We start from the raw sequence: 26,061 nt of genomic DNA, 5'->3' as shown, positions 1-26,061 counted from the left end.
CTATGACCGATCTGACCGCTCTCACCATTGCCGAGGCGCGCGAGCAGCTGAACGCCAAGGCGATCACCGCTACGGAGCTGACTGGCGCTTATATCCAGGCGATCGAGAACGCTAACGAGGCGCTGAACGCCTATATCGTCACCACGCCGGAAAAGGCGCTGGAGATGGCGAAAGCTTCGGATGCGCGTCTTGCTTCGGGCAATGCCGGAGAGCTCGAGGGCATTCCGCTTGGCATCAAGGACCTGTTCGGTACCGAAGGCATCCACACCCAGGCTGCATCGCATATCCTCGACGGGTTCAAGCCGCATTATGAGTCGACCGTCACCGCCAATCTCTGGGCGGATGGCGCGGTCATGCTCGGCAAGCTCAACATGGATGAGTTTGCCATGGGATCGTCGAACGAAACCTCATACTATGGTCCGGTAAAGAACCCGTGGCGCGCCAAGGGCTCCAACGCCGACCTGGTACCCGGCGGTTCCTCTGGCGGCTCAGCCGCAGCGGTCGCCGCACGGCTTTGCGCCGGTGCGACGGCCACCGATACTGGTGGCTCGATCCGCCAGCCGGCTGCATTCACTGGCACTGTCGGCATCAAGCCGACCTACGGCCGCTGCTCGCGCTGGGGTGTCGTTGCCTTCGCATCATCGCTGGATCAGGCCGGGCCGATCGCCCGCGACGTGCGTGATGCGGCGATCCTGCTCAAATCCATGGCTTCGGTCGACGCCAAGGACACAACCTCGGTCGATATAGCCGTGCCGGACTACGAGTCGGCCATCGGCAAGCCGCTTGCCGGCCTCAAGATCGGTGTTCCCAAGGAGTACCGCGTCGATGGTATGCCGGAAGAAATCGAAAAGCTCTGGCAGCAGGGCATTGCATGGCTGAAAGACGCCGGCGCTTCGATCGTCGATATCTCGCTGCCGCATACGAAATATGCGCTGCCTGCCTATTATATCGTGGCGCCTGCCGAGGCTTCATCGAACCTTGCCCGCTATGATGGCGTACGCTACGGCCTGCGCGTCCCTGGCAAGGACATCGTCGACATGTACGAAAGGACCCGCGCCACCGGCTTCGGCGAAGAGGTCAAGCGCCGCATCATGATCGGCACATATGTGCTTTCGGCTGGTTATTACGACGCCTACTACCTCCAGGCGCAGAAGGTGCGGAACCTGATCAAGAAAGACTTCGAGGACGTCTTCCACGCGGGTGTCGATGCAATCCTGACGCCAGCCACGCCTTCCGCCGCATTCGGCATTGCCGACCAGGATATGGCGGCAGACCCGGTCAAAATGTATCTCAATGACATCTTCACCGTCACCGTGAACATGGCTGGTCTGCCGGGGATCGCTGTCCCCGCTGGCCTCGATGCGCGCGGACTGCCGCTTGGCCTGCAGCTGATCGGGCGGCCGTTCGACGAGGAAACGCTTTTCCAGACCGCCTATGTCATCGAACAGGCAGCAGGCAAGTTCCACGCTCCGAAATGGTGGTAGTCAGGCGTGCAATAGAAGCCGACATTGCAGCCATCGCTGCGGTCGGCGCCCGCGCCTGGGCGTCAAACGTTTTTTCGTTCGAACCCGAATTGCCCGGCATGCGAATGCACGTCGAAAAGGCATTCCGCGCCTTCGCAGAAACATCCTACGGGAACGTTCTGGTCGGTGAAATGGACAAGGTCGTGCTTGGCTGGGGCGCCCGGGAAGAGGACAACGACTATATCTCCGATCTGTGGGTCGACCCCGTCGTTCAGGGCCAAGGGATAGGTTCGGCAATTCTCCGAACCTTGATGGCCAATATTCGTGATGCGGGGTATTTGCGTGCGCGGATCAGTACCCATGCACGCAATGTGAAGGCCATCCGTCTCTACGAGCGCGAAGGCTTCACTGTCATCGAACAGGGGCCGGAGTGGTCAACGAGCCTCGAGCGTGAGATGGACAAGGTAAAAATGCTGGCGGAGCTGAGATAGAATGTTCTTCAATCTGTCAAAAATCCTCTGGTTCTTCGCCGAGCCGCTGAATTTCTCCATATTGCTGATCGGTCTGACGTTTTTTCTGCTGCTGCTGGCTCGGCGGCGTTTCGCTCTGGTGACAGCGGCGGGTGCGTTTCTGATACTCGGCCTTGGTGCGTGGACGTCGGTGGGTGCGCTGATGATGCATCCGCTTGAGGACCGTTTTCAACGCCCGGCCTCGTTGCCGGAGAAGATCGACGGGATCATCGTGCTCGGTGGCGGCCTCGAGGGCGGTGTGAATCTGGTCCGCGGCGGTTATGAAATGAACTCCAGCGGTGACCGGTTTGTCGAGGCGGCTGTTCTTGCAGCGCGCCATCCGCAGGTCAAGGTCGTCGTGACTGGTGGATCGGGCAATTTGTTGCTCAAGGGCGAGGGCGATGGTGTGACGGCACCCCGTTTGCTGACGGCGCTCGGCGTCTCCCCGGATCGGCTCATCATGGAAAGCCAGTCGCGCAACACCTATGAAAATGCGGTTTTCACGAAGGAAATGGTGAAGCCGAAACCCGGCGAGACCTGGGTGCTGATAACGTCGGCATTCCATATGCCGCGCTCCGTGGGGATCTTTCGCACGGTCGGGTTCGATGTCGTGCCTTGGCCATCCGATTACCGGACCTCGGGTGACGAGGGCATAGGCGTTACGCATGATAATCCGCAGGATTCACTGCAGAACGTGTCGATAGCGCTCAGGGAGTGGATCGGACTGGTCGCCTACCGGCTGACGGGACGGACGGGCGAGCTTTTGCCATCGCCATGAAACAGGTGGACGTCCTCATCATAGGTGCTGGCGCCGCAGGCATGATGTGCGCCATTGAGGCAGGTAAGCGGGGCCGCTCGGTGCTTGTTGTCGACCATGCCGCCGCGCCCGGTGAAAAGATCCGCATATCGGGCGGTGGCCGCTGCAATTTCACCAATCTCAATGCGGCACCCCCGAACTTTATCAGCAAGAATCCGCATTTTTGCATTTCGGCCCTGCGCCGCTACACCCAGCGCGACTTTATCGGTCTCGTTGATCGCCATGGCATTGCCTGGCATGAAAAGACGCTCGGCCAACTTTTTTGCGATGGCTCAGCCAGGCAGATCATCGATATGCTGGTCGCGGAAATGAAACGGGCAGGGGTTGAGCTCCGTTTGCGCACAACCGTCGATTCCATCGCGAAATCAGGCGATGCATTTGAACTCGATCTGTCGGGCGAACGCGTACGGTGTTCGTCGCTTGTCGTTGCTTGCGGCGGAAAATCCATACCGAAAATGGGCGCGACTGGTTTCGGTTACGATATTGCCCGACAATTTGGGCTTTCGCTCACCGAGACACGGCCGGCGCTGGTGCCACTGACCTTCGACGAAAATACCTTGGCGCCGCTCAAACCCCTGTCCGGCATTTCGGTCGACGCAGTCGTCAGTCACGGCAAAATCAGGTTCAGTGAGGCCATGCTCTTCACCCATCGCGGTCTAAGCGGTCCGTCTATCTTGCAGATTTCATCCTATTGGCGGGAAGGCGATGCGATTTCTGTTGCCATGCTTCCGGGCGTCAAGGTCTTCGAGGCACTACGCGCCGCACGCACCCGCAACGGCCGGCAAGCGCTGCAGACGGCGCTCAGTGAACTATTGCCAAAACGCCTCGCACAGCTGATCGCGGAAAACAGCGGTATAGAAATGCATCTGGCCGACCTTTCTGACAAACAGCTTCTCGCCGTGGAAAAATCGGTCAATGAATGGCAAGTCAGACCAGCAGGGTCCGAAGGCTACCGTACAGCGGAGGTGACGCTCGGCGGCGTCGATACGGATATGCTTGACCAGAAAACGATGGAAACCAGATCCACAAAAGGTCTTTATTTCATCGGTGAAGTTGTCGATGTAACCGGTTGGCTCGGCGGCTATAATTTCCAATGGGCGTGGTCATCTGGCTGGGTTTCAGGGCAGGCCGTATAGGAATGCTATCATGGACGATGATCTGAACTGGCGAGTCGAGGAAGCATGCAGAAATGCGTGGCCGTCGTCACGCGAGCTGATCTATCGCGGATGGATAATGCGCTTTTCCGGTGGAACTATCCGCCGAACCAACTCGGTCAATCCACTGCGTGGCCATCGGGAAAAGCCTAAAGGCGTTATTGAATTGGCCGAGACGCTGTATCGGTCCTTGGGACGCACGCCAATTTTTCGTGTGCCGCAGATCGCCGACGATCTCGACCAATCCCTGACGGCACAGGGGTATGGCTTTGAGGGCGCGTCCGCGGTCCGTCTTTGCGAGCTTGCTACGCATACCACTGCCATGTCCGATGATGTTATCGTTGAAACGGAAATGAACGACGACTGGCATAGCCTCTTCGACAATTTCGATATAGGTTCGTTACCGGTGGAAACGCTGGACGGGAGAAATCTCTGGTAAGTCATTGCCTCGACGAGGGAATCCTGCTTCCTTGGTTTACGACCTAACGGTCGTTGCAAGCAGGGAGGTACGGCCATGTGGATCAATCTGACTGATGTCAATGGCGATCACATTACACTTAACTTCGCTCATGTCGTCTCTTTCAACCCGTATGGAACAGGGACGCACATTGTGACAACCACGGCGGGGTTAACCTTCTTCGTGAAGGAAACCACCGAAGAAATTCAGCGCAAAGTCGGAATCACGACCAGTTAGGCAATACGTACTGTTCAGCGAAGAGAGGGGCAGTGGAGGCCCTTGCGACCGCTCATTGCCTTAAGATTGTAAAGAAAATTACTCTTCCGTGCGTTGCCCAAACCCCACAATTGGTATTTATATTGTGAACACGCGCGGGTTGTCCTTGCCTTTGTCACATTTGTCGCTCAATTGCGTCAACGAGTTACCGGCATTGCACTATTCGATTGCCCGACCGGGAAGACTTTCGGGGTTGGTGTCTTCCACGATGCAATCTGCATGATCTGCTCATGCATTGGTAACGCACATGCCAACAGGTGAAATGGGTTCCGGATACAAATGATACGCTTGATCGGATATTTTTTCGGAATCGGCACTGTCATGGCGCTTCTGGGAGCGGGTGCCGTCGCGCTCTACGTTGTCAACATGTCGAAAGACTTGCCCGACTACGAAGTGCTGGCGAAATATGAGCCGCCGGTCATGACACGTATTCACTCGTCCGACGGTTCGTTGATGGCAGAATTCGCGCGCCAGCGCCGGCTCTATTTGCCGATTCAGGCAGTTCCCGATCGCGTCAAGGCGGCATTTATCTCGGCCGAAGACAAGAATTTCTATCAGCATCCCGGTGTGGATATTGCTGGTCTTACCCGTGCAGTCATCACCAATGTGCAGAATTGGGGCTCACGCCGGCCGGTCGGGGCATCGACGATTACGCAGCAGGTGGCAAAGAACTTCCTCCTGAGCAACGACCAGACCATCGGGCGCAAGGTCAAGGAGGCGATTCTTTCTTTTCGCATCGAGCAGGCCTATTCCAAGGATCGTATTCTCGAACTCTACCTGAACGAAATTTTCTTCGGCTTGAACTCCTACGGTATCGCCGGCGCTGCGTTGACTTACTACAACAAATCAGTCAATGAACTGACCGTAGCCGAAGCCGCTTACCTCGCAGCGCTGCCCAAGGGACCATCGAATTATCACCCGTTCCGGCAGCCGGATCGGGCTGTCGAACGCCGTAACTGGGTGATCGACCGCATGGCTGAAAATGGCTATGTGACCGCCGAGGAAGCAAAAGTAGCCAAGGCGGAACCGCTTGGCGTCACGCCGCGCCACACCGGCAATTATCTCTTTGCTTCCGAATACTTCACGGAAGAAGTGCGGCGTCAGATCATCGCCCGCTATGGCGAAAATGCGCTTTACGAGGGCGGCTTGTCGGTTCGCACCACGCTTGATCCGAAAATGCAGGTGCAGGCACGCGCAGCGCTGCAGCACGGCCTGTTCAAATACGATGAAGCGCGAGGTTATCGCGGCGCCTATAAGACCATTTCGACAAACGGCGACTGGGGCATTCCTCTTTCCGAGATAAAAGCGTTTTCCGATGTCCCCGACTGGCAGTTGGCCGTCGTTCTTGAGGTGACACCGGAGCAGGCCACCATAGGGCTCCAGCCGGAGCGCGACGCATCGGACAAGCTTGTCACTGAACGCAAGAGGGGCACCATCGCAGCGGCCGATGTCAAATGGGCTTTCCGCTTGCTCAATGATGAAAAGCGCACCACTGCCAAGTCTCTGGAGAGCGTTTTCAACGTCGGTGATGTGATCTTCGTTCAGAAGAAGGACGGCAGCGATACCGAATTCGACCTGCATCAGGTGCCGAAGATCGAAGGTGGCGCGGTGGCGATGGACCCACATACGGGGCGCGTGCTGGCGATGGTCGGCGGCTTCTCCTTTGCTGAATCCGAATTCAACCGGGCGACGCAGGCGATGCGTCAGCCGGGCTCGTCTTTCAAACCTTTCGTCTACTCGGCCGCGCTCGACAATGGTTACACACCGGCGTCCGTTGTGCTCGATGGGCCCATCTCCGTCGATCAGGGCGGTAGTCTTGGAATCTGGGCGCCGAAGAACTACGGCGGTAAATTCGCAGGGCCATCGACATTGCGCTACGGTATCGAGCAGTCGCGCAACCTGATGACTGTGCGACTGGCGCAGGACATGGGCATGAAACTTGTGGCCGAATATGCTGAACGGTTCGGCATTTACGACAAGATGCTCCCGGTTCTCGCTATGGCGCTTGGCTCCGGCGAAACGACGGTTCTGCGTATGGTCACGGGTTACTCGATCATTGCAAACGGTGGTCGCAAGATAACGCCGTCGATGATCGACCGGATACAGGACCGCTACGGCAAGACGATTTTCAAGCATGACGAGCGCAAGTGCGATAATTGTTCGGCGGACGAGTGGAAAAACCAGCCGGAACCCGAGCTGATCGACGATCGCGATCAGGTGCTCGACCCGATGACCGCTTATCAGATCACCTCCATGATGGAAGGCGTGGTTCAGCGTGGGACTGCGACGATCCTGAAAAGCCTTAATCGTCCGATTGCCGGCAAGACCGGAACCACCAACGATGAAAAAGACGCCTGGTTCATCGGGTTCACGCCGGATCTGGTCTTCGGTGTCTACCTTGGGTATGACAATCCTTCGCCCATGGGGCACGGTTTTACCGGTAGCGGTCTTGCGGCACCAGTGTTCAAGGACTTTGCCGAAGCTGCGCTCCAGGGGCAGCGCTCCGTTGATTTCCGCGTACCGGAAGGCATGGCTGTCCTCCCGATCGATCGCAAGACAGGCATGCGAGCATCGCCTGGTGGTCCAAATGTGATCATGGAAGCCTTCAAGCCGGGTACAGGACCTGCCGACAGCTATTCCGTCATCGGCATGGATACGTTCTCCGAGGGCTCGCCTGTCGGCGTGCAGTCTCCGAACGTCAACCGGGCGATACAGGGCGGAGGCGGCGGCCTGTTTTAACCGCTTTGCTGCCAAGCATTCGCTGAAAACCTCAAGACTTTACATCGCGCGGACCAGTCAATATGGTCCGCCGAAATTTGAGCATAGAGAAGGAACGGATTGCCGATGCGCGCCGAAATCGAGACCTTAGTCGATGAGATCAAGCAGGCCATAAGCCTGCTGAGGAGGCATCTTTGACTGGGATACGTCAATCAAACGCCTGGGCTATCTGAATCAGCTTGCCGAAGACCCAACACTCTGGAACGACGCGCAGGAAGCACAAAAGCTGATGCGTGAACGCCAGCAGCTGGAAGACGGCATCAATTCGATTCGTACGCTGACGCAGTCTCTCGATGACAATGTCGAACTCATCGCCATGGGCGAGGAGGAGGACGACAAGTCGATCGTGACGGAGGCGGAAGAGAATATCCGTGCGATCAAGCAGGAAGTCGACCGTCGCCAAATCGATACGTTGCTCTCTGGCGAAGCCGACGCAAACGACACGTATCTCGAAGTACATTCGGGCGCAGGAGGTACGGAAAGCCAGGACTGGGCGAACATGCTCTTGCGCATGTATACACGCTGGGCCGAGCGCAAGGGCATGAAAGTCGAATTGCTCGAAGTCCACAACGGCGAAGAAGCTGGCATCAAATCTGCCACCATCCTGGTCAAAGGGCACAATGCTTACGGCCTCTTGAAGACGGAATCCGGCGTACACCGGCTCGTCCGTATTTCACCCTACGATTCCAATGCACGCAGGCACACGTCGTTTTCGAGCATCTGGGTCTACCCGGTCGTCGATGACAATATCGATATCGCTGTAACGGAAGCAGATGTACGCATCGATACGTATCGCGCATCCGGTGCAGGTGGTCAGCACGTCAACACGACCGACTCGGCGGTTCGTATCACGCATATCGCCACGGGTATTGTCGTGCAGTGTCAGGCAGAGCGTTCGCAGCACAAGAACCGCGCGACGGCCTGGTCGATGTTGCGCGCTCGTCTTTATGAGGCGGAACTGGAAAAGCGTGAACAGGCCGCGGATGCGATTTCAGCCTCCAAGACCGATATCGGCTGGGGACACCAGATCCGTTCCTACGTTTTGCAACCCTATCAGCTGGTGAAGGATCTGCGCACCGGCGTTGAAAGCACAAGCCCGCAGGATGTGCTCGACGGCGACGTCGATATGTTCATGGAGGCCGCTCTGGCCCACCGCGTGCACGGATCGGATGTCGAAGTCGAAGACATAGCTTGATTCAGGCTGGCGCTAAAGTTCGGCTGCCAGCTTTCGGCCGATCGCCAGATACCCGACAGGATTAACCGCGCTGCCGTTTCTGCGAACTTCATAATGCAGATGAGGACCGGTTGAGCGGCCGGTGCTGCCGACTTTGCCGATCGTATCGCCAAGTTTCACGCGCTGGCCAACGCTTACGAGAATCAGACTCAGATGGCCATAACGCGTTGTAAGTCCGTTGCCGTGGTCGACCTCAACCATATTGCCATAGCCGCCAGTATAATCGGCGGCGGTCACCGTTCCGTTGGCGGTGACATGCACCGAGCTTCCCGATATGGCGCGAAAATCCATACCGGAATGAAACGCGATCATTCCAAGAAGCGGGTCCGCGCGTGAACCGAACGGGCTCGAAACCGGCATTCCGGGGACCGGATTGGCGATAGGAATGGATTTCGCAAGGCTCTTGGCACTCTCGAGCCGCTGTACTGCCTCATCGAGATCGGCAAATTTTGTGTCGAAACCGGATGTCGGATTTGTGCTTGCCAGCAGCAATGGCCCACCGGTACCCGCAGTTTCATCGTCAGAGACCTGTTTGACGCCGGCCGCTCCCAAGGCTTCCATAATCCTGTCGGCGCTCTCATAGGCATTGTTGGAGAGCTTCTGCATTTGCTGAGTCTGCCGGGATTCTATCCCGGTCAAGGAATGATCAACGGATTTGAGCAGAAGCTCGGCCTTGTCCACGCTGGTTTTGGCCTTGTCATCGCGCGGCACGGGCTTGCGTGTTGAAGTCGTTGGTCCCGTAATAATCGGATCGATGCCGTAAAAGCCTTCTGCATCGTCGGAATTCACCACGTCCTGACCGCTGCCATCCATCGAAAGAGTATTGTCGGCCTCTCCTGGCACTACGGCCCCGGCTTTTTCGGCGCGCTGCAGCACGGGCGCAAGCTTGTCATGCCGCTCGCTCAGTGCCCTTTGCCGTTGAATGAGCTCACTGACTTTGCCGTCCATCAATTTCTGGTCGAGCAATTGCCGGCTTGTGATCCGATCGAGTTGAATGCGCAGCGCGGCAATCCGGTCTTCGTAAGCCTGTTGCAAGCGTGCCTGACGGGCGACGCTGCCGGTTATGAGATCATCGCGGAAGACCAGATAGGATGTCGCGAGAAGATAGCTGCCAGCGAAGCCAAGGGCGAGCGTGCCACCCAGAAATGCCATCCACGGCTTGATGGTGAAATGACGGATGGTTTCGCCCCGCGCGATAATAATCGTGTGAGGCTCTTTGGTGCTGCCGAAGATGCTGGTATTTTGAGGCTTCTTCATTGCGGCTACGCCCGTTGATTTGCAGCTTCAATTTATACAGCGATTACACTCCGTTAGGGTTAACAAATCCTGACAACTGCACTGTATTTCAATCAAATTGCAACCAAAGCGGGCAAATCAGGTACCAAGTGCCTTGGTTGCTTCGAGCACTTCGGCTGCATGTCCCGGAACTTTCACCTTGTTCCAGATTTTGGCGATCTTGCCAGCCGAATCGATGAGGTACGTGGTCCGCTCTACGCCCATATATTTCCGGCCATACATGCTCTTCTCGACCCAAAGACCGTAGGCTTCGATGATAGCCTTGTCTTCGTCTGCAACGAGATCGACCTTCAAATCATGTTTGGTCTTGAACTTGTCGTGTTTTTTGACGGGGTCTGGCGACATTCCGATGACCTTCGCACCAAGCTTTTCAAACTGCGGTCTGAGACCGGAGAATTCGATCGCTTCCTGGGTGCAGCCGCTCGTGTCGTCTTTCGGATAGAAATAGAGAACGACAGGCTTTCCGCGCAGGCCCGACAAGGTGATTGTACCGCCACCATCACGCGGCAAGGTGAAGTCCGGCGGGGTGCTACCGATATCCAAAATAGTCATAGGAATGCCTTTCTTTGATGATTGAACGCGATCGCTACTTACGCAACTATAGAGAGGTGCGGGAATCGTCTACGGTTTCCCAATTGATTCCTCAATTGGCTTTGGAATTTGACAGAGAAACCGAAAAGAGTCCGCTTTACAAAGCGGGACTTCACGAAACTGCACCAATATCCTTCTGCTTGCGAGCAAGACGAGGTTCCCGTAGCGACGCCTCGAAGGCGATCGCGGCTGCATTTCGCCGCCGGTGCCACATGTTCCTTTGCCATCCTTATGGCGGTGTTGGCCGGCATCGCTTTCGTCATATTACGCGTCGGCATTGGGGGAGAGGCGCTGACACAGCGCGCGCAAACCGCGTTGCAAACGGTTCTCGGGCCGGACGCAGATGCCACGATCAATTCCGCACAAATTTCTCTAGACCAGCGCCACCACGTTGCACTTGAGGCGCGAGACGTAAATATCACCGATGCAAAACGCGGTATCCAGATAAACAATGTGAGGTCAGTGCGTATCGGCCTCGCAACCTTACCCCTGCTACATGGGAATATCCGGGTCGAGCGGCTGGAACTCGATGGCGCACAGATCAAGGTCACCTCGGTTGTGCCGTTCGATTTCATGTCTTTGGTGCCCAAGGACGATCGCGGCCTTGTCGATCTCGACGGTGCATCGGCGGCGATTTTTTCAGGTCTCGAAAGTGCGGTATCGCTGCTCGATCAGCGCGAGACGCGCGATATTTCCATTGCAGATACAACATTTGATTTTATGCTCGCCGGGGCGCCGGAACGTTTACGCATCGTCAATCTCGATCTATCGGAAACCGGTGGCCCGGTTGCCATCAATGGCACGGTGGAGTGGCGCGGAAAGCAAATCGATATCAATGCTCAGGCCAAGCGTTCGGCGATCGGAGCGAAGATCGAAGCGTTTTCGCTGGCTGTCAGCAAGATTCCGCTCGCAGGAAAATTTGGTACGCCTCCTGTCCCCGACATCGATGGCATCAAGCCCGATGGCGCTTATCTAACCTACGACAATCTGGCTGAGATCAAACTGGATGGCCTGGCGGCGACCGCTTCCGAGCCCTCACGGGTCTGGGGCGCGCTCAATATCGGCAAGGGCCCGGTTACGATCGGCAATGTCGAAGATATGGCGGTGGAATCACAGATCAATTTCGAGCACGTATCCGGGGTCGACCAGATTGCTATCAAACCGTCGAACATTCATTTCGGTGGATTCACGGGTATTGTCGAAGGAGCAATCGGACCGGAGACACTGCCGCCGGTTCCTGCGCCAGCGGCCAATCCGGGTTACCAGTTCGAACTTACCACGAAAGACGCCAAATCAGCTCCTGCCGATTCTCCGGTCCCGGCGCTTCCCTTCGATGCCCGTCTTGCGGGCCGGTATGATTTGGCGTTGAAGCACCTCGATGTCTCGCAGATAGAAGTGCTGGCAAACAAGGAAAATTCGCTGTCCGGCAACGCCAGCGTTACTTTCGGCGGCGGTTCACCTGCGATGAACCTTGACCTGCAGATACCTCAAATGCCGGTCGCGGATGTGAAGCAGCTCTGGCCCATCTGGGTCGCTACGGGTGCTCGACGCTGGCTTATCGATAAGATGCACGACGGTGAGGCGAAGGACGGCACAATCAAAGTGACGTTTCCGGCGGGACGATTCAACGGACCAGGCAAGCCGCGACCCCTCGAGGATAATGAAGTTCAAGTCGATTTCAATGTCACGGACGCGGGATTTGATATTATCGGAGAACTACCGGCTGTTCGGAACGCCGCCGGGCAAATCAGCGTTCGAGGCGCCTATACGACGATCAATCTAGAGAAGGGGTCGTCAATCACGCCCGCCAATCGCGAGGTGAAGATCGTCGATGGAAAGCTTGTCATTCCGTGGGGGCCGCAGCGTCCAGTCCTCTCCGACCTTGATTTGAATGTTGTTGGCGACGCTTCCGCCGTCTCCGAGTTTATCGGGTTTAAACCCATCAACGGCTTGAAGAACCTTCCTTTTGCTCCGGAGGACATAAAGGGCGATGTGAAGGCACACGTGCTCGTGACGTTTCCGGTGACGCGGCACGCACCGGACGGCAGCCTGAAATGGTCCGCTGACATGCAATTATCCAATGTCTCGATCGCAAAAAAGATCGATGGGCAGACGATAACCGATGCTGACGGAACGCTTTCCGTCAATCAGGATGAGGCGCGCATAGAGGCCACCGCGCAGGTGAATGGCATTCCGGCCGAAGTGACGATGTTTGAGCCTTTAGGGAAAAACACAGCGAAGCGCGAACAGAGTGTAACTTTACAACTCGATGACAAGACCCGGAACGCGTTGTTTCCGGCGCTAGATCCGTTGCTTTCCGGCCCGATATCCGTAGAAATCGACAAGGCTGCTGATGGGTCGCGGGTCGCTACCGCCGACCTGACGAAGGCCGAAATCAAACTTGCACAGCTCGGTTGGACCAAGGGAGCGGGCGTAAAAGCGACCGCAAAATTCTCGCTCCAGCAAGATGGGGACAACGCCAGTATCCGCAACCTTGACATTTCCGGCGACACTTTCCGCTTGCAGGGCGATGTGAATGTCGTGGATGGGGACATGACCTCGGCTGACTTCGGTACCGTCAGGTTAAATCGCGGTGACGATATCGCGGTAAAGGTCGACCGCACCAAATATGGATACCGGGTCGGTGTGCAAGGCAGTTCATTCGACGCCCGCCCTTTGCTCAATCAGATAACAGACAAGAAAAAAAATGGAGGCAATGACAGCAAGCAGCGCGTGCTGGTCAACGCCGACATCGATAACGTGACCGGTTTTTACTCCGAAAATTTTGGCAATGTCTCCCTGTCCTTTGAGGGCGTTGGCTCAAATGTTTCGGGTCTTGCCTTCAACGCCGTAACCAAAACCGGACAGAAGGTAGTGGCAGCCGATAGTTCAGAGAGCGGTGCGCGTTCGATCAGCCTGCAGTCGAAAGATGCCGGCGCGGTGCTGCGCTTCTTCGGTTTTTACGACAAGATGTCCGGGGGCAGCATCAATGTTGCACTCGATTCCAAGGGTGACGGTCCTTTGCGGGGACAGATCGACGCGCGCGATTTTACACTAATCAACGAACCGCGTCTGGCCAAGCTTGTATCCACAGCGCCCAATGGTACGAGCCTCAACGATGCGGTGAAAAAGAATATCGACGTGTCGAAAGTGACGTTCGACCGCGGTTTCTCGCAAATCGAAAAGGGCGCAAATTACATCAACCTTGCCAATGGCGTTATCCGCGGTTCGACGATCGGCACGACGTTCCAGGGCGTGCTCAGCGATCCGCAGGGCAACATGTCACTGACAGGTACATTCATGCCCGCCTACGGCATCAACCGCATCTTCGGTGACGTCCCGATCCTTGGCCTTTTCCTTGGCAATGGCCGCGATGGCGGGTTGATCGGCATCACCTACAAGTTGATCGGGCCATTGAAACAGCCGCAGATTATCGTCAATCCGATTTCGGTGATCGCGCCGGGTATTTTCCGTTCGATCTTCGAGTTTCAGTAAAGGCCAGCCTTGCACAGGCTTGGGACTTTGCCGGGTAGCAACGCCGCTGTGCGTGGTTCGACGGGGCTCACCATGAGGGAGGCTGATGATTGCAGGGAGACATTATCTCCAACGTTGCTGACCATTTTGCAGTTCACTAATCTCCCTCATGGTGAGCCCCGTCGAACCACGCATGGCAGTAATGCCAGCTATTTTTAAACCGGCCGCACCAGAATATGCTTTTTCTTACCGAGGGAGAGTTTGATCACGCCCTCGGCCGTTACTTCAGACGTCCCAACTTGGGACTTCTCATCGGAAACGCTGGCATCATTCACCCGCACAGCACCGCCCTGGATGTGGCGGCGCGCTTCACCATTCGATCCGGCAAGACCAGCTTTGACGAGAAGCGTCAGAATGCCAATTCCAGCATCGAGGTCGCTGCCTGCAATTTCGACGGTCGGCAAATTAGTTGCCAAAGCGCCTTCCTCGAAAGTCTTGCGGGCCGTTTCCGCAGCTTCTTCCGCAGCCTGACGGCCATGAAGCAATGCAGTGATTTCTGTGGCGAGGATCTTCTTGGTCTCGTTGATCTCCGCGCCGCCCAGCGAGGCCAGACGGCTGATCTCATCCAACGGCAGCGTCGTGTAGAGTTTCAGGAACCGCTCGACATCGGCATCTTCGGTGTTGCGCCAATATTGCCAGAAATCGTAGGGGCTCAGCAGATCGGCATTAAGCCAGACCGCACCATTCATCGACTTGCCCATCTTCGCGCCTGACGAGGTGGTCAAAAGCGGCGAGGTGAGGGCGTAGAGCTGCGGCGTGCCAAGACGATGACCGAGGTCGATACCGTTGACGATATTCCCCCACTGATCAGAGCCGCCCATCTGCAGACGCAGGCCATAGCGCTTGTTCAGTTCGACGAAATCGTAAGCCTGCAGGATCATGTAGTTGAATTCAAGAAAGGAAAGCGACTGCTCGCGGTCGAGCCGCTGCTTCACCGAATCGAAGGACAACATGCGGTTGACGGAAAAATGCTGGCCGACATCGCGCAGAAACTCGAGGTAATTGAGCGGCAACAACCATTCGGCATTATTGACCATCAGCGCGTCTTTCGGACCTTCGCCAAAGGACAAATAGTTGGCGAAAACCTTCTTGAGACTATCGATATTGCTCTGGATGATCTCCGGCGTCATCAGCTTGCGCGCCTCATCCTTGAAGGATGGGTCGCCGACCATACCGGTGCCACCGCCCATCAGCGCCACTGCGCGATGACCGGTCTTCTGCATCCAGTGCAGCATCATGATCTGCAGCAGGCTGCCGGCGTGGAGGCTGGAGGCTGTAGGGTCAAAGCCGATATATGCCGACACGGTTTCCTTGGCGAAGAGAGCATCCAGACCCGCATCGTCGGAGGTCTGATGGATGAAGCCGCGCGTTGAAAGCGTGTGCAGAAATTCGGATTTGAAGGCAGACATCGATATTTTCCTGAGATTGAATCGGCGTGCACGAAATGCGTGCCGTGAGAGACGGAGCCGTTTAACATCATTCTCTATCGAATCACAAGAAAGGCAGTGCTTTGGCAACGATACGGCGCGCAATCGGCCTGATGAGCGGAACGTCGATGGACGGAATCGACATCGCGCACCTGGAAACGGATGGCGGAAGCGAAGTACGGCGCGGTCCGTCGGATTTCATGCCTTACGAACGGGCTTTCCAGCGCCGGATCGAAGCCAGTCTCAACGATGCGAAATCCATCACTTCAAGAAACGAGAGGCCAGGTGAACTTGGGCTGATCGAAAGAGAGCTGACAAAGCGTCACGGCGATGCGGTCTCGGTTTTTCTTTCGAGTCATGGGCTGGGCAAGGCCGACGTCGATGTGATCGGTTTTCATGGTCAGACAGTCCTGCACAGACCGCTTCAGGCGCTGACGGTGCAGCTCGGCGATGGGAAAATGCTGGCTGACAGGACAGGTATTCCCGTCGTTTATGACATGCGGGCCAATGACATGGTGCATGGCGGGCAAGGCGCACCATTGGTGCCTGCCTATCATCAGGCGCTGGCTTCGCGGGTTCCGTCGGAACTCAGCGATGGCAGGCCTGTCGTCTTCGTTAACATTGGCGGGATTTCCAACGTCACCATTGTTTCCAGCAATTCGGATCCGATCGCGTTCGACACAGGACCGGGTAACACGCTGATCGATCAGTGGGTCTCCGAAAAGGCAGGCATCGCTTACGATGCGGGCGGTATGATTGCCAGCGAAGGGTTGGTGGTAGGCCATGCGGTCACACGCTATCTGGCGAAACCGTTTTTCGATCTCGCTCCTCCGAAATCACTCGATCGCAATGATTTTACGCTTGCCGACCTGGGCGATATGGAACTTTCAGACGGCGCGCGGACCTTGGCCAAAGTGACCGCCGATGCAATCCTCAGGGCCAGCGCCTATTCGCCAGAAACACCATCGCTCTGGGTGATTTGCGGCGGCGGCCGCAAGAATGCGACGATCATGGCCGATCTCACGCAAGGCGCAGCCAATGCCGGGGCAAAGGTTATCGTTGCTGAGGATCTGGGGTTCAACGGCGATTCGATGGAGGCCGAAGCCTGGGCTTATCTCGCCGTGCGGGCGTTGGACGGGTTGCCGTTGACCTGGCCAACGACAACCGGTTGCAGCGCCCCCATGTCCGGGGGCGTGCTCGTCAAACCTGCCTAGCGCAGGCGCTTCGGCTTGGCCTCGACCAATTCGCCATTCAAACGGCGATCGAGATAATCGGAGCATTCCGCGATGACCTCGTCAGTCATGCCCGAGAAGAAGTGATTGGCACCGACCATCGTCTTCTGCGTGATGGTGATACCCTTCTGCGTCTTCAGCTTATCAACCAGGCCCTGTACATCCTTGGGCGGTGCAACCTTGTCCTGATCGCCATGAAGGATCAGCCCGGAAGAAGGGCAAGGTGCGAGGAAGGAGAAATCATAGGTGTTTGGCTGCGGCGCAACCGAGATAAATCCTTCGATCTCCGGGCGGCGCATCAGCAATTGCATGCCGATCCAGGCGCCGAAGGAATATCCGGCAACCCAGCAGGTCTTGGAATCCGGATGGAGCGACTGTACCCAGTCAAGCGCGCCGGCGGCGTCCGACAATTCGCCTGAACCATGATCGAACTCGCCCTGGCTGCGGCCGATGCCACGGAAGTTGAACCGTAAGGTCGTAAAGCCGCGTTGCTGGAACATGTAAAACAGATCGTAGACGATCTTGTTGTTCATGGTCCCGCCGAATTGCGGATGCGGATGCAGGACAATCGCGATCGGGGCATTTTTTTCCGTCGAAGGCTGATATCGGCCCTCAAGGCGTCCCGCTGGTCCATTGAAAATTACCTCAGGCATATATACTCCAGTCTTCGCCAATTGGGCGCTTCTTGACCAGCCGGGCTTGACGGCAATCAACAGCGACCATAAAACCAGTTTAGAACCGTTCAAAACTGGTGTAAAACTAATCTCGAACCGGCTTAATAGGCTGGTACGAGGCTGAATTTCAAGAAAATTGCGCTTTTTGCCAAAAGAACAGGAATCAGGAGAAGCATGGCCCGCAATCGCGCCTATCTCGACTACAATGCAAGTGCGCCGCTGATTGCGGCAGCGCGCGATGCTGTGGTCAATGCGCTGATGCAGACCGGCAATCCGTCATCCGTTCATCTGGAAGGCCGTGCGACCAAGGCAATTCTTGAAGCTGCGCGCCGCGATGTCGCCGCGCTGGTCAACTCCAAGCCTGATCATGTGGTCTTTACATCGGGTGCGACCGAGGCAGCTTCAACCCTCCTGACGCCACATTATACGATGGGACGGGCGGCGATGCGCCTTTCGCGGCTTTATGTCAGCGCAAGCGAGCATCCTTGCATCCTTGCCGGCGGACAGTTTCCGGCAGATCAGGTCGACGTAATTGGTGTTGACCAGAGCGGCCTGCTTGATCTGGAGCAGCTGCGTGCGCTTCTTGTTGCCCATGATCGCAGCCAGGGGCTGCCGCTTGTTGCCGTACAGGCGGCCAATAACGAAACTGGCGTCTTGCAGCCGATCGAAACGATTGGTGCGCTGGTGAAGGAATTTGGCGGGCTCTTAGTTGTTGACGCGGTGCAGGCCGCAGGACGAATTCCGCTTGATATTACAACATCTACTGCGGATTATCTCATCTTGTCGTCGCACAAGATCGGCGGTCCAAAAGGCGTTGGCGCAATCGTGACCATATCTGATCTGGTGATGCCGAAGCCCATCATCCGCGGCGGTGGACAGGAAAAGGGCCATCGTGGCGGTACCGAAGCATTGCCACTAATTGCCGGATTCGGTGCTGCGGCACGCGTGGCCAAGGAACGTCTGGATTCTGGCGGCTGGCCAACACAAAAACGCGAAATGATAGAACAGAGCGTTCGAGCGATAGCGCCTGACGCAACTATCTATGGTGAGGCTGTTGACCGCCTGCCCAACACCACGATGTTTTCACTGGCTGAGATGAAAGCGGAGACCGTTCAGATCGCTTTCGATCTTGCCGGAATCGCGCTATCGGCCGGGTCCGCCTGTTCATCCGGAAAAGTCGGGCCAAGCCAGGTGCTTGCGGCGATGGGATATGGCGATGGAACAGGCGGTCTTCGGGTCTCGACGGCGCCGGATACCAGTGACGAGGAGATCGCGCTCTTTCTGGAAGCCCTAAAGATTATGGTCGCGCGACGCGACCGCTCGAAACCAGCCGCGGCCGATGCCGCCTAAAGAAATTCGATTATCGGCAGATTATCGCCGTTAATTGAAAAAAATCCGGTGAATACCGGTGTTAAATCGTGCGATTGCGCACTACATAGAGGCAGATATTCAAGACGACATACTGCCTTGACGTTTGCAACTGCGGGACCTTGAACCCCGCGTGGATGGAGAACGCCAATGCCTGCAGTGCAGGAAACCATTGACCGGGTCCGTACGCTTGACGTGGACCAGTACAAATATGGCTTTGAAACCCTTATCGAAATGGATAAGGCGCCGAAGGGCCTTAATGCAGATATCATTCGCTTTATCTCTGCCAAGAAGAATGAGCCGGATTGGATGCTTGAATGGCGTCTGAAGGCTTATGAACGCTGGCTGACGATGGAAGAGCCCACTTGGGCGCGTGTGAATTATCCAAAGATCGACTTCCAGGACATGGTCTATTACGCCGGTCCGAAGAACCAGACCGGTCCCACGTCGCTTGCCGATGTCGATCCGGAACTGCTGCGCACCTATGAGAAGCTCGGAATTCCGCTGAAAGAGCAGGAAATCCTCGCGGGTGTGCGCAAGGTTGGCGAGGCAAGCCCCAGCGACGAAGATGAAGAAGCCAGCGACAATGTCTACAAGTCCGGCCGCGTTGCTGTTGACGCTGTGTTCGACAGTGTCTCGGTGGTCACGACATTCAAGGCCGAACTGGCAAAAGCCGGGGTCATCTTCTGCTCGATCTCCGAAGCGATCCGCGAACATCCGGATCTGGTGAAGAAGTATCTCGCAACGGTTGTTCCGGTTTCGGATAATTTCTACGCGACGCTGAATTCGGCTGTCTTCACTGACGGTTCGTTTGTCTATGTGCCGAAGGGCGTGCGCTGCCCGATGGAGCTGTCCACCTATTTCCGCATCAACGAGCGGGATACCGGCCAGTTCGAGCGGACGTTGATCATCGCCGAGGAAGGCGCTTATGTCTCGTACCTCGAAGGCTGCACGGCACCGCAGCGTGATGAAAACCAGCTGCATGCGGCTGTTGTCGAGCTGATTGCACTTGACGATGCAGAGATCAAATATTCGACGGTGCAGAACTGGTTCCCCGGCGACGCGGAAGGCAAGGGCGGCATCTACAACTTCGTCACCAAGCGGGGCGATTGCCGCGGCGTCAATTCCAAGATCTCGTGGACGCAGGTCGAGACCGGTTCCGCGATCACCTGGAAATATCCTTCCGTCATTCTGCGCGGCGACAATTCACGCGGCGAGTTCTACTCGATTGCCGTTTCCAATGGTCATCAGCAGATCGACAGCGGTACCAAGATGCTGCATCTCGGTAAGAACACGTCGAGCCGCATCATCTCCAAGGGTATTTCGGCGGGCAAGTCGAACAACACCTATCGCGGTCAGGTTTCAGCCCATCGCAAGGCGGAGAACGCCCGCAACTTCACCCAGTGCGACTCGCTGCTGATCGGCAATGATTGCGGCGCACATACGGTGCCCTACATCGAGGCCAAGAATGCGACTGCACAATTCGAGCACGAGGCGACGACCTCGAAGATCTCGGAAGATGCGCTGTTCTATGTAATGCAGCGCGGCATTCCGGAAGAAGAGGCGATTGCACTCATCGTCAATGGTTTCGTCAAGGAAGTCATCCAGGAATTGCCAATGGAATTTGCCGTTGAAGCTCAGAAGCTTATCGGCATCAGCCTTGAGGGGAGCGTCGGATAATGGCACCAATTACCACTGACGCACTCGACAGGCTGCGCAGACGTTACGAAGAGCTGGGCGAAGTGATCGACGAGTTGACTGATACGATTGCACGTTCGTCTACCGCGACCGAGAGCGTACTTGAGCCGGAACTGATCAGAGCGCGCAAGGAACTCGCATCTGTGGTCGAGCGCCTTAAGACCCTCAGCGGCGAGAGCTCATCATAGTCGGCACGGCACGTGTCATTGGCCGACAGAACAAAGATTAAAAGTTAGGGATCGCCAAGGCTGATTCCCGGAATCTAAAAGGTAGTACAATGCTGGAAATCAGAAACCTTCATGCGAAGATCGCAGACACGGACACCGAGATCATTCGCGGCCTGAATCTCACCGTCAAGGCTGGTGAAGTCGCTGCGATCATGGGGCCGAATGGTTCCGGAAAATCGACTCTGTCGTATATTCTCGCGGGCCGTAGTGACTACGAAGTCACCGAAGGCGACATTCTTTACAATGGCGAATCCATTCTGGAGCTCGACCCGTCCGAGCGTGCAGCAAAGGGCATTTTCCTGGCGTTCCAGTATCCAATGGAGATACCGGGTGTTGCGACGATGGAATTCCTGAAGGTAGCGATGAATTCGCAACGCAAGGCACGCGGTGAAGAGCCGCTGAAAATTCCCGAGTTCATCGGGCGCGTGAAGACGGCAGCCACCTCGCTCGACATGGATATCGCCATGCTCAAGCGCCCGCTCAATGTCGGTTTCTCCGGCGGCGAGAAGAAGCGTGCGGAAATCCTGCAGATGAAGCTGCTGGAGCCCAAGCTCTGCGTTCTCGACGAGACCGATTCCGGTCTCGACATCGATGCGCTCAAGATCGTTGCCGATGGCGTCAATGCGTTGCGGTCGCCCGATCGCGCTGTGATCGTCATCACCCACTACCAACGTTTGCTCGACTATATCGTGCCGGATACTGTCCATGTTCTCTACAAGGGGCAAGTGATCAAGTCGGGCGATAAGAATCTCGCACTCGAGCTGGAAGAGAATGGCTATGCCGATATTATCGGTGAGGCAGCCTGAGGAATAACGTCATGAATGTTCATACAGGACGCCAGCCTACACCTGCTGAATCGGCACTGGTCGATGCTTTTGTCGATCGGATGGGCGAGCTGCCGGGCGACGGTGAGATCGCCAGCGCCCGCGACAACGCCATTGAAGCGCTGAAGACTCAGGGCCTTCCGTCGCGTCGCGTCGAGGCTTGGCACTACACTGATCTGCGTACATTGCTGCGCAGCGTACCCGCCTATGACGGGACAGCTGGAACCAACGCCTTGCCGGCGATTATCGCAGGATCTGCGGTGGCGACCGTTTCCAACGGCGTTGCGTTGACCCATCCACGTCTCGAAGGTGTCGAATTCACCAAGTTCGGCGATAAACTGTCCGATGGCTCGGTGATCCGCGAGCTTGCCATTCGTGATGGCGACGATGCGATCGGCCAGATCAATGCGGCCTATGTCACCGATGGCTGGGCGATTGCCTTTGCCGATGGCGTAGAACTGGAAACGCCGCTCGAATTACAGAACGCCCAACTTCGCGGCCAGGGACATGTGCGTTTTCCGGTCAAGTTCGGCAAGGGTGTCAAGGCGACAGTCATTGAGCGCCAAACCGGCGGCGAGGGTGAAGGTTTTTCAACCAGCGTCAGCAATGTGACAGTCGCTGATGATGCCGAAATCACGTGGATCATCCTCCGCGAGCAGGGTGTCGAGGCAACGCAGTTGGCGCAGTTCATTGCCAAGATTGGCTCGAATGCCAAATTGACGGTTTACGTCGTCAATGCCGGCGGCAAGCTCGTCCGTCAGGAAGTGCATGTGCTGGTAAAGGGTGAAGGTTCCGACTTCCAGCTCCGCGGCGTCAACTTGCTCGGCGGCGACAGCCATACGGACGTCACCATGACACTCGGTCATCTGGTCGAAAATACAACATCGGTGCAGATCATCCGAAATGTCGTCACTGATCGCGCGCGCGGGGTGTTTCAGGGTCAGATCAAGGTCAACAAGATGGCCCAGAAGACCGATGCCCGCATGGCATGCAATACGCTGCTGCTTTCAGATGATGGCGAATTCGATGCCAAGCCGGAGCTGGAGATTTTTGCGGATGATGTGGCCTGCGGCCATGGTGCAACGGTTACAGAGATCGATGGCAATCATCTGTTCTACCTGCGTGCACGCGGCATCCCGGAAAATGAAGCGCGAGGTCTTCTGATCAAGGCTTTCGTTGCCGAAATCGTCGAAGAGCTGGAAAACGAACCACTGGTCGAGGCGCTTGAAGCCATTCTCGACAAATGGCTCGCGGCACACGTCTGATCGACTGAACTTATATGGAAAGCGCGGCTATCATGGATACAAGGATCATTCAAAGCGGCTATGACGTAGAGGCAATTCGCCAGGATTTCCCGATCCTGTCGCGCGAAGTCTATGGCAAGCCGCTGGTGTATCTCGATAATGGCGCTTCGGCTCAGAAACCGCGTGCAGTGATCGATATGATCACACACACCTATTCCAACGAATACGCCAATGTGCATCGCGGGCTACATTTCCTGTCGAATGCTGCGACCGATGCCTATGAAAAAGCACGGGAAAACGTTCGCCGGTTTCTGAATGCAGCATCGGTCGACGAAATCGTTTTCACCAAATCTGCGACAGAGTCGATCAATACCGTCGCCTATGGCTATGGCATGCCGAATATAGGCGAGGGTGACGAGATCGTGCTTTCCATCATGGAACACCACTCGAATATTGTGCCATGGCATTTCATACGTGAACGCCAGGGCGCCAAGCTCGTCTGGGTGCCTGTCGATGAACAGGGTGCATTCCACATCGAGGAATTCGAAAAGCGGCTGACCGACCGCACGAAGCTTGTCGCGATCACCCACATGTCGAACGTGCTCGGAACTGTGACGCCAATCAAGGAGATCGTCCGCATCGCCCATGCTCGCGGTATTCCGGTGCTGGTCGATGGCAGTCAGGGTGCGGTGCACCTGCCGGTCGATGTGCAGGATCTCGGTTGCGACTGGTACGTCTTTACCGGCCACAAGATCTACGGACCGTCGGGCATCGGCGTGCTTTATGGGCGCAAGGAAATGCTCGAAGCGATGCGGCCGTTCCAGGGCGGCGGCGAAATGATCGAGGAGGTGACGGAGGATATCGTCACCTATAACCATCCGCCACACAGGTTTGAAGCCGGCACCCCGCCGATCGCCCAGGCTATCGGGCTTGGTGCAGCGATCGAATATGTCGAGAAGATCGGCCGCGCCGCTATTCTCGCCCACGAAGAAGATTTGCGCGACTATGCACACCAACGTCTGCGCGAAATCAATTCGCTGCGTATCTTTGGCGATGCCAAGGGCAAGGGTGCGATTATTTCCTTTGAACTGCAGGGCATCCATGCCCATGACGTATCAATGGTGATCGACCGTGCAGGCGTTGCCGTGCGGGCAGGTACCCATTGCGCCCAGCCGCTATTGAAACGCTTCGGTGTAACATCCACATGCCGTGCATCGTTTGCGATGTATAATACAAGAGACGAGATCGATGTTCTCGCCGATGCGCTGGAAAAGGCGCGGAAATTCTTTGGGTGATGACGATGACCGACAAAGTCGAGACACTGGAAAAAGCTGAAACGCCGGTCGTTGAAACCGGTTCTACAAAGGCTGAGGTCGAGACCGCGCCTGTGTCGGCTATCCCGGCGGATGAGCTCGCGCGGATGACCGATGATGTCATCGGTGCTTTGAAAACCGTATATGACCCGGAAATTCCTGCCGATATCTACGAGCTCGGTCTTGTCTACAAAATCGATATCGAGGACGACCGCTCGGTCAAGATCGAAATGACACTGACGGCACCTGGCTGCCCGGTTGCCGGCGAAATGCCTGGCTGGGTGCAGGATGCAGTCAGCGCCGTAGAAGGCGTGAGCTTTGTCGATGTCACCATGACATTCGATCCACCCTGGACGCCCGATCGCATGTCAGAAGAGGCGCAAGTCGCGGTCGGCTGGTATTAGGGTGGGTTGATATTCACGCCCTGACGATCTGCAAAAGGCATTTTTCTGCGATCCGGTGCTCACGTACTTCAAGTACGCTCCGCTCCGGTTCTCGAAAACCACCGTTTTCGACTCGTCATGATCGCAAATCTCAACGCACCCTAAGCAGGCTCTAAGGCGCTTCGCAGCCTTCCGGCACGCTTTGTTCGAATGGCTGCTCTGATTTCTGCAGTGTTCCGTCCAATATGGAGAGCGGCACGTAGGGAACGCCCTGGATCGCCGGGTTTGCCAATCTTAGACGATAACAGCCGTTGAACACCGTGACGCTACCATCTTTGGCCTCGGATTTAATCGCCATTGGCTGGCTCCAATAGGCCGAACCGGCCGCGCCTTCGCCGACAGCCTTGCCAAACAGCACGCTGACCGTTGCGGTGGTTTCATATCCCGCCTGAAATTGCGGGAATGGTTGCGGCGGGCTGTCCGAAGCATAATAGCTGTAGGCGCGAGCATATTCTTGCCTGTTGATGGCATTGTAGTACGACTTGATCAGGGCCTCGGGGTTGCTCCGATCATCAAGATATTCCGGGGGCGTCTGCGTTGCAGTTGCCGCTTGTTCCTTCGGTACTGGTGTTTCCGCGGGTGCAGGCGTGGTTGCTTCAGGCTGTTTCGCTTCTTGCGCGAGCCCTGGTACAATATGCAGCGATAACACTGCTGCGCTGCAAAGAACGAGATGGCGATAATTCATGCTTTCAGCCCTCTTGAACAGTTTGAACACTTGCAGTGACGGTTGTGTAACACTAACTATGTTATTCGAGTGATCGTTCCAGCGATCTCGAACAAGAGAGATGAGAAATGGGTCGTTTTTCTGTCATGACGTTGACTGACGCCGCCGCACAGCGCGTGGGCGAAATCGTGGCGACGCGCGAAAACGCGCTCGGCATTCGCGTCGGCATCAAGAAGGGCGGCTGCGCAGGCATGGAATATATGATCGATCTCGTTACCGAAGCAAAAGCCGGTGATGATGTGGTCGAAAAAGACGGCTCGAAGGTTTTCGTCGCGCCGGAAGCTGTGCTCTACCTCCTGGGCACGCAGATGGATTTTGAAGTGACCAAGCTGCGCACAGGCTTCGTCTTCAACAATCCAAACCAGACTTCAGCCTGTGGTTGTGGAGAGTCGGTTGAATTGACGCCGGCCAAGCCGGAAACGCTGGCATCAGCCGCTTCCTGACCTTTTCGTCATGGATAATGACGCAATTCAAGATTTGTTTTCAGGACTAGGGCCGGTCACGATCAAACGCATGTTTGGCGGCAAGGGCATCTATTTCGAGGGCACCATCATTGCGCTCGAAGTCAGTGACGAAATTCTCTTGAAGGCAGATAAAATCTCAGCGCCCGAATTTGAGGCAGCCAACTGCCGCCAATGGACCTACGCCCGCGAGGGCAGGAAGCCCGTCGGTATGCCCTATTGGTCTGTCCCGGCAGATGCTTTCGATGACCCCGACATCATGACGGAATGGGCAAAGCGGGCGTACGAAGCGTCACTGCGTGTCGCCAGATAACGCT

Annotated in this window: 24 protein-coding genes; 19 read left to right on the top strand and 5 right to left on the bottom strand. The window is 56.3% G+C overall.

The features are described from left to right. Window positions 1-2 precede the first annotated feature (2 nt). The 8 genes from gatA (at window position 3) to prfB (ending at window position 8,649) form a co-directional block, all read left to right on the top strand. Window positions 3-1,484 carry an Asp-tRNA(Asn)/Glu-tRNA(Gln) amidotransferase subunit GatA gene (gene gatA, locus FHS21_RS01070; RefSeq protein WP_183660789.1) on the top strand — a complete coding sequence of 494 codons (1,482 nt, stop codon included), beginning with the start codon at window positions 3-5 and terminating at the stop codon, window positions 1,482-1,484. After that, complete coding sequence (locus FHS21_RS01065) at window positions 1,475-1,954, top strand: GNAT family N-acetyltransferase (RefSeq protein WP_112530930.1); 480 nt, start codon at window positions 1,475-1,477, stop codon at window positions 1,952-1,954. Before gatA ends, FHS21_RS01065 begins: the two co-directional genes overlap by 10 nt. 1 nt (window position 1,955) lies before the next feature. Further along, window positions 1,956-2,750, top strand: coding sequence for a YdcF family protein (locus tag FHS21_RS01060; protein ID WP_112530931.1), 795 nt, complete (start codon window positions 1,956-1,958; stop codon window positions 2,748-2,750). Then, window positions 2,747-3,925 carry a BaiN/RdsA family NAD(P)/FAD-dependent oxidoreductase gene (locus FHS21_RS01055; protein ID WP_112530932.1) on the top strand — a complete coding sequence of 393 codons (1,179 nt, stop codon included), beginning with the start codon at window positions 2,747-2,749 and terminating at the stop codon, window positions 3,923-3,925. The genes FHS21_RS01060 and FHS21_RS01055 overlap by 4 nt, the downstream gene beginning before the upstream one ends. 10 nt (window positions 3,926-3,935) lie before the next feature. Beyond that, window positions 3,936-4,382, top strand: a complete 447-nt coding sequence (locus tag FHS21_RS01050) for a GNAT family N-acetyltransferase, cg3035/Rv0428c family (RefSeq protein WP_183660787.1) — start codon at window positions 3,936-3,938, stop codon at window positions 4,380-4,382. A 75-nt stretch (window positions 4,383-4,457) separates the two neighbouring features. Then, window positions 4,458-4,637: a hypothetical protein gene (locus tag FHS21_RS01045; protein WP_112530935.1), complete on the top strand. Its 180-nt coding sequence runs from the start codon at window positions 4,458-4,460 to the stop codon at window positions 4,635-4,637. A gap of 318 nt (window positions 4,638-4,955) precedes the next feature. Then, window positions 4,956-7,415 carry a penicillin-binding protein 1A gene (locus FHS21_RS01040; RefSeq protein ID WP_112530936.1) on the top strand — a complete coding sequence of 820 codons (2,460 nt, stop codon included), beginning with the start codon at window positions 4,956-4,958 and terminating at the stop codon, window positions 7,413-7,415. A 105-nt stretch (window positions 7,416-7,520) separates the two neighbouring features. Next, window positions 7,521-8,649, top strand: a protein-coding gene (prfB, locus tag FHS21_RS01035; protein ID WP_112530937.1) for a peptide chain release factor 2 whose coding sequence is annotated in 2 segments (ribosomal slippage) — window positions 7,521-7,589 and window positions 7,591-8,649 — 1,128 coding nt in all. Because the reading frame shifts where the segments join, the coding sequence is not laid out codon by codon here. Window positions 8,650-8,661: 12 nt separating this feature from the next. Here the strand turns inward: prfB and FHS21_RS01030 are convergent. Together FHS21_RS01030 and FHS21_RS01025 are read right to left on the bottom strand one after the other, a co-directional pair. After that, window positions 8,662-9,945: a M23 family metallopeptidase gene (locus tag FHS21_RS01030; RefSeq protein WP_112530938.1), complete on the bottom strand. Its 1,284-nt coding sequence runs from the start codon at window positions 9,943-9,945 to the stop codon at window positions 8,662-8,664. Between the two features lie 117 nt (window positions 9,946-10,062). Then, window positions 10,063-10,536, bottom strand: a complete 474-nt coding sequence (locus FHS21_RS01025; RefSeq protein WP_112530939.1) for a peroxiredoxin — start codon at window positions 10,534-10,536, stop codon at window positions 10,063-10,065. Window positions 10,537-10,806: 270 nt separating this feature from the next. Between FHS21_RS01025 and FHS21_RS01020 the strand changes: the two genes are divergently transcribed. Next, window positions 10,807-14,070, top strand: a complete 3,264-nt coding sequence (locus FHS21_RS01020; protein ID WP_183660785.1) for a YhdP family protein — start codon at window positions 10,807-10,809, stop codon at window positions 14,068-14,070. A gap of 194 nt (window positions 14,071-14,264) precedes the next feature. Here FHS21_RS01020 and tyrS read toward each other — a convergent pair whose 3' ends face one another. Beyond that, complete coding sequence (gene tyrS, locus FHS21_RS01015) at window positions 14,265-15,518, bottom strand: tyrosine--tRNA ligase (RefSeq protein WP_112530941.1); 1,254 nt, start codon at window positions 15,516-15,518, stop codon at window positions 14,265-14,267. A gap of 101 nt (window positions 15,519-15,619) precedes the next feature. On the opposite strand from tyrS, the gene FHS21_RS01010 reads away from it, so the two are divergent. After that, window positions 15,620-16,750, top strand: a complete 1,131-nt coding sequence (locus tag FHS21_RS01010; RefSeq protein WP_112530942.1) for an anhydro-N-acetylmuramic acid kinase — start codon at window positions 15,620-15,622, stop codon at window positions 16,748-16,750. Here the strand turns inward: FHS21_RS01010 and FHS21_RS01005 are convergent. Continuing rightward, window positions 16,747-17,421, bottom strand: a complete 675-nt coding sequence (locus FHS21_RS01005) for an alpha/beta hydrolase (protein WP_027231414.1) — start codon at window positions 17,419-17,421, stop codon at window positions 16,747-16,749. The genes FHS21_RS01010 and FHS21_RS01005 overlap by 4 nt on opposite strands. 195 nt (window positions 17,422-17,616) lie before the next feature. On the opposite strand from FHS21_RS01005, the gene FHS21_RS01000 reads away from it, so the two are divergent. The 7 genes from FHS21_RS01000 (at window position 17,617) to FHS21_RS00970 (ending at window position 24,520) form a co-directional block, all read left to right on the top strand. Further along, complete coding sequence (locus tag FHS21_RS01000) at window positions 17,617-18,792, top strand: cysteine desulfurase family protein (protein WP_112530943.1); 1,176 nt, start codon at window positions 17,617-17,619, stop codon at window positions 18,790-18,792. A 168-nt stretch (window positions 18,793-18,960) separates the two neighbouring features. After that, entirely contained in the window at window positions 18,961-20,490 is a 1,530-nt protein-coding gene (sufB, locus tag FHS21_RS00995; protein ID WP_112530944.1) for a Fe-S cluster assembly protein SufB, read from the top strand. Continuing rightward, entirely contained in the window at window positions 20,490-20,696 is a 207-nt protein-coding gene (locus FHS21_RS00990; protein WP_112530945.1) for a hypothetical protein, read from the top strand. Before sufB ends, FHS21_RS00990 begins: the two co-directional genes overlap by 1 nt. A gap of 89 nt (window positions 20,697-20,785) precedes the next feature. After that, window positions 20,786-21,541, top strand: coding sequence for a Fe-S cluster assembly ATPase SufC (gene sufC / locus FHS21_RS00985; RefSeq protein WP_112530946.1), 756 nt, complete (start codon window positions 20,786-20,788; stop codon window positions 21,539-21,541). An 11-nt stretch (window positions 21,542-21,552) separates the two neighbouring features. After that, complete coding sequence (gene sufD, locus FHS21_RS00980; protein WP_112530947.1) at window positions 21,553-22,824, top strand: Fe-S cluster assembly protein SufD; 1,272 nt, start codon at window positions 21,553-21,555, stop codon at window positions 22,822-22,824. A gap of 32 nt (window positions 22,825-22,856) precedes the next feature. Next, the gene (locus tag FHS21_RS00975; protein WP_112530979.1) at window positions 22,857-24,098 is read left to right on the top strand and encodes a cysteine desulfurase; all 1,242 of its coding nucleotides are present in this window, start codon (window positions 22,857-22,859) and stop codon (window positions 24,096-24,098) included. A gap of 5 nt (window positions 24,099-24,103) precedes the next feature. Further along, window positions 24,104-24,520 (top strand): SUF system Fe-S cluster assembly protein, encoded by a 417-nt coding sequence (locus tag FHS21_RS00970; protein WP_112530980.1) that lies wholly within the window; start codon window positions 24,104-24,106, stop codon window positions 24,518-24,520. Between the two features lie 151 nt (window positions 24,521-24,671). On the opposite strand, the gene FHS21_RS00965 is transcribed toward FHS21_RS00970, so the two are convergent. Then, window positions 24,672-25,244, bottom strand: a complete 573-nt coding sequence (locus FHS21_RS00965) for a hypothetical protein (RefSeq protein WP_112530948.1) — start codon at window positions 25,242-25,244, stop codon at window positions 24,672-24,674. A gap of 107 nt (window positions 25,245-25,351) precedes the next feature. On the opposite strand from FHS21_RS00965, the gene sufA reads away from it, so the two are divergent. Together sufA and FHS21_RS00955 are read left to right on the top strand one after the other, a co-directional pair. After that, on the top strand, window positions 25,352-25,726 hold the full coding sequence (gene sufA / locus FHS21_RS00960; protein ID WP_112530949.1) for a Fe-S cluster assembly scaffold SufA: 375 nt from the start codon (window positions 25,352-25,354) through the stop codon (window positions 25,724-25,726). Between the two features lie 10 nt (window positions 25,727-25,736). Next, window positions 25,737-26,057 carry a TfoX/Sxy family protein gene (locus FHS21_RS00955; RefSeq protein WP_112530950.1) on the top strand — a complete coding sequence of 107 codons (321 nt, stop codon included), beginning with the start codon at window positions 25,737-25,739 and terminating at the stop codon, window positions 26,055-26,057. Window positions 26,058-26,061 lie beyond the last annotated feature (4 nt).

It is taken from the genome of Phyllobacterium trifolii (assembly GCF_014192095.1).
Taxonomy (GTDB): domain Bacteria; phylum Pseudomonadota; class Alphaproteobacteria; order Rhizobiales; family Rhizobiaceae; genus Phyllobacterium; species Phyllobacterium trifolii.
The sequence above is the reverse complement of the archived record's forward strand: the minus strand, read 5'-3'. Positions and strand labels throughout refer to the sequence as shown.

Excerpts from the sequence above, each read along its gene's own strand:
- FHS21_RS00990 (WP_112530945.1), top strand. The coding sequence starts at position 20,490 with ATGGCACCAATTACCACTGACGCACTCGACAGGCTGCGCAGACGTTAC.
- FHS21_RS01020 (WP_183660785.1), top strand. The coding sequence starts at position 10,807 with ATGGCGGTGTTGGCCGGCATCGCTTTCGTCATATTACGCGTCGGCATT.
- FHS21_RS00975 (WP_112530979.1), top strand. The coding sequence starts at position 22,857 with ATGGATACAAGGATCATTCAAAGCGGCTATGACGTAGAGGCAATTCGC.
- FHS21_RS01055 (WP_112530932.1), top strand. The coding sequence starts at position 2,747 with ATGAAACAGGTGGACGTCCTCATCATAGGTGCTGGCGCCGCAGGCATG.
- FHS21_RS01045 (WP_112530935.1), top strand. The coding sequence starts at position 4,458 with ATGTGGATCAATCTGACTGATGTCAATGGCGATCACATTACACTTAAC.
- FHS21_RS00955 (WP_112530950.1), top strand. The coding sequence starts at position 25,737 with ATGGATAATGACGCAATTCAAGATTTGTTTTCAGGACTAGGGCCGGTC.
- FHS21_RS01050 (WP_183660787.1), top strand. The coding sequence starts at position 3,936 with ATGGACGATGATCTGAACTGGCGAGTCGAGGAAGCATGCAGAAATGCG.
- FHS21_RS01005 (WP_027231414.1), bottom strand. The coding sequence starts at position 17,421 with ATGCCTGAGGTAATTTTCAATGGACCAGCGGGACGCCTTGAGGGCCGA.
- FHS21_RS01025 (WP_112530939.1), bottom strand. The coding sequence starts at position 10,536 with ATGACTATTTTGGATATCGGTAGCACCCCGCCGGACTTCACCTTGCCG.
- sufD (WP_112530947.1), top strand. The coding sequence starts at position 21,553 with ATGAATGTTCATACAGGACGCCAGCCTACACCTGCTGAATCGGCACTG.
- sufB (WP_112530944.1), top strand. The coding sequence starts at position 18,961 with ATGCCTGCAGTGCAGGAAACCATTGACCGGGTCCGTACGCTTGACGTG.
- FHS21_RS00970 (WP_112530980.1), top strand. The coding sequence starts at position 24,104 with ATGACCGACAAAGTCGAGACACTGGAAAAAGCTGAAACGCCGGTCGTT.
- FHS21_RS01000 (WP_112530943.1), top strand. The coding sequence starts at position 17,617 with ATGGCCCGCAATCGCGCCTATCTCGACTACAATGCAAGTGCGCCGCTG.
- FHS21_RS01040 (WP_112530936.1), top strand. The coding sequence starts at position 4,956 with ATGATACGCTTGATCGGATATTTTTTCGGAATCGGCACTGTCATGGCG.
- gatA (WP_183660789.1), top strand. The coding sequence starts at position 3 with ATGACCGATCTGACCGCTCTCACCATTGCCGAGGCGCGCGAGCAGCTG.
- sufC (WP_112530946.1), top strand. The coding sequence starts at position 20,786 with ATGCTGGAAATCAGAAACCTTCATGCGAAGATCGCAGACACGGACACC.
- FHS21_RS01060 (WP_112530931.1), top strand. The coding sequence starts at position 1,956 with ATGTTCTTCAATCTGTCAAAAATCCTCTGGTTCTTCGCCGAGCCGCTG.
- FHS21_RS01065 (WP_112530930.1), top strand. The coding sequence starts at position 1,475 with ATGGTGGTAGTCAGGCGTGCAATAGAAGCCGACATTGCAGCCATCGCT.
- FHS21_RS00965 (WP_112530948.1), bottom strand. The coding sequence starts at position 25,244 with ATGAATTATCGCCATCTCGTTCTTTGCAGCGCAGCAGTGTTATCGCTG.
- sufA (WP_112530949.1), top strand. The coding sequence starts at position 25,352 with ATGGGTCGTTTTTCTGTCATGACGTTGACTGACGCCGCCGCACAGCGC.
- FHS21_RS01030 (WP_112530938.1), bottom strand. The coding sequence starts at position 9,945 with ATGAAGAAGCCTCAAAATACCAGCATCTTCGGCAGCACCAAAGAGCCT.
- tyrS (WP_112530941.1), bottom strand. The coding sequence starts at position 15,518 with ATGTCTGCCTTCAAATCCGAATTTCTGCACACGCTTTCAACGCGCGGC.